This window comes from Allobosea sp. TAF32 (assembly GCF_052113585.1).
Classification (GTDB): domain Bacteria; phylum Pseudomonadota; class Alphaproteobacteria; order Rhizobiales; family Beijerinckiaceae; genus Allobosea.
In genome coordinates, this window is the sequence record NZ_JBFRDM010000031.1 from 1 (window position 1) to 1,878 (window position 1,878).

Consider the following 1,878-nt stretch of genomic DNA (forward strand, 5'->3'; position numbering starts at 1 on the left):
CACAAAAGGCCGCAGGCCAGTACGCCGGGGCGGGTCATCAATTCCGTACGTGATGATCGGCTTTGGCGGGGTGTCTCCCACGGCCCGGCTTCGTCCAGCACCGGCGTATCGATAACACGCCAGCGGAACGCGGGAACATAGCTCCCCTTCGCGACCTGAATAACCACCGGATCGCATTTTCCATCGAGAAGGTAATATCTTTCCAGCGCGCGCCGCAGGCGACCGGCCTCGATCCGCACCACCGGATCGTTCATGGCGTCGAAATCCGCACCCCGACCAAATACCTTATTCGCGATCGTGAAGGCCTTCAGTCGCTTTTCTTGCCCCGAAAGCTTTTCTTCGACAATGTACTGTAGAAATTGTTTTACACGCGCAGGAACATTGAAATCTGCACTTCCCACGATCCGCGCGAGCTCTGACCTTACCGCTTCCCCCTCCGGTTCGGTCAAAGTACCAAAGCAATTCGACGCTTCCACGGCGACCCCTGCGCGAACGCAAATACGAAACCCGCTTCTCTCTTACGATAGATCTGCGCATCGCTCAGTGGCAACAAGTAATCGTGGTGAGAACAGCAGCCTGACACCAGGGACAATATCGCGAACCCCAACGCGTGGTTAGCCTGTACGGGGGATTTCGGAAGGCGCCATGACGCCAGAGCAAAAAGCAGGCCTGGCACGATTGATGCTCCGCTGGCCCGAACGGCGCGAACAGCTCAAGAGAGCTGCAGAACGCTGCATTGACCTATATGAAGGCTATGAGCTGGCCTGGCGCGCCTACGTTCGATGGACCCAGCAGACTGAACCGAATGCCGCGGCCATAGCAGAGGAATACCGGAAAATTCTAATCGAGCTTGAACTCGAAATCGCGGGCTTCTTGGCTGGCGATCGTAAGGTTAGCCGAAGGTCGGCCGACAAACCCAAATCCTCGTGATTCCTGCGCGGCCTCAGTAGGCCAGCAGTCCAGCTACGAACCACGCGATCACCGCATTCGCCAGCCCCGAGATCAGCAAAATTAAAACCGGCCACCGCGGAGTACCTTGCTCGGCCTCGTCAGGCGTCTCGACCGTCGGTTCTGCATCGCGATCGTAGACGAGCCGGAGTGGTGGCCTCAACTTCTCGTTATCTTGTTGGGGCACTTTTGGTCGAGGATCGACCATCATGGCGGCCTCCTCCGAGCGCTTCGGGTAATAACCGCAAAGGGAAACTCCTTTCGACGTGCAGCGTTCCAGAGAAGCTGCCGCCAAACAGACGGCTATGGGTCACGCTTCCTCGATGATCGATTGATAGCGCTCGACCGCCAGCCTCGCCAGTTCTGCTTCATCTGCGGCGACGGCTACTAGCGAGACAATGATGTTGGCCAGCTTAGAGCGTTCGGGCTCCTCAAGTGCAACGGGAATGCTTGGCGCGATTTCGACCCATGCTGTCTCAAAGGCGGCTTGGGCGCGCGCGAGATGATCTGAATCGGTCAGGGACGAGAATAGCATGATCCTTTCCTCCGCAACGGCTCTGCGCAGAAAAAACGGACCTCGAGGTCTCGCCCCCCTTTTCCCGGCGCCAAGAAGGGAGCCGACCGGAGATCGGCTCCCTCGGCGATTGCGGTGCTCCAACAATCACCGGCTGCTTTTCGAGAGGGCCTCGACGCATCGCCTTTGAGGAATTCATCGGCGCTCGAAAGCGGCACAGTAAGAACGGGGACGTCGGGCGCAAGGTTCCGGGACGGCGTAGTGTCAGAATGGCGCAGAAGATGCCGAGCAATTGGGATGCTAAACGTCGCTTGCCCCCACCCCGAAACGGGCGCGTACTGCCGAGGCAGTTGGCGGGGGGCCGGCGATGTATACCGGGAAAGGCCTGCTTGTCCTGCGGGACGGCCGGACGCTCC

The 1,878-nt window shown here is 59.1% G+C and carries 3 protein-coding genes and 1 pseudogene; 1 reads left to right on the top strand and 3 read right to left on the bottom strand.

Translation table 11 applies throughout. The annotated features are described in order from the left end of the window. Positions 1 to 476, bottom strand: a pseudogene (locus tag AB4Z16_RS27990) (hypothetical protein); the annotation flags it as partial. A gap of 169 nt (positions 477 to 645) precedes the next feature. Between AB4Z16_RS27990 and AB4Z16_RS27995 the strand changes: the two are divergent. Beyond that, positions 646 to 930: a hypothetical protein gene (locus AB4Z16_RS27995; protein WP_441514572.1), complete on the top strand. Its 285-nt coding sequence runs from the start codon at positions 646 to 648 to the stop codon at positions 928 to 930. Positions 931 to 943: 13 nt separating this feature from the next. On the opposite strand, the gene AB4Z16_RS28000 is transcribed toward AB4Z16_RS27995, so the two are convergent. Further along, the gene (locus AB4Z16_RS28000) at positions 944 to 1,159 is read right to left on the bottom strand and encodes a hypothetical protein (RefSeq protein WP_441514573.1); all 216 of its coding nucleotides are present in this window, start codon (positions 1,157 to 1,159) and stop codon (positions 944 to 946) included. A gap of 99 nt (positions 1,160 to 1,258) precedes the next feature. Beyond that, on the bottom strand, positions 1,259 to 1,483 hold the full coding sequence (locus tag AB4Z16_RS28005; RefSeq protein WP_441514574.1) for a hypothetical protein: 225 nt from the start codon (positions 1,481 to 1,483) through the stop codon (positions 1,259 to 1,261). Positions 1,484 to 1,878 lie beyond the last annotated feature (395 nt).

Bases quoted from the DNA above. Each gene is read 5' to 3' on its own strand.
- AB4Z16_RS27995 (WP_441514572.1), top strand. From the start codon at position 646: ATGACGCCAGAGCAAAAAGCAGGCCTGGCACGATTGATGCTCCGCTGG.
- AB4Z16_RS28005 (WP_441514574.1), bottom strand. From the start codon at position 1,483: ATGCTATTCTCGTCCCTGACCGATTCAGATCATCTCGCGCGCGCCCAA.
- AB4Z16_RS28000 (WP_441514573.1), bottom strand. From the start codon at position 1,159: ATGATGGTCGATCCTCGACCAAAAGTGCCCCAACAAGATAACGAGAAG.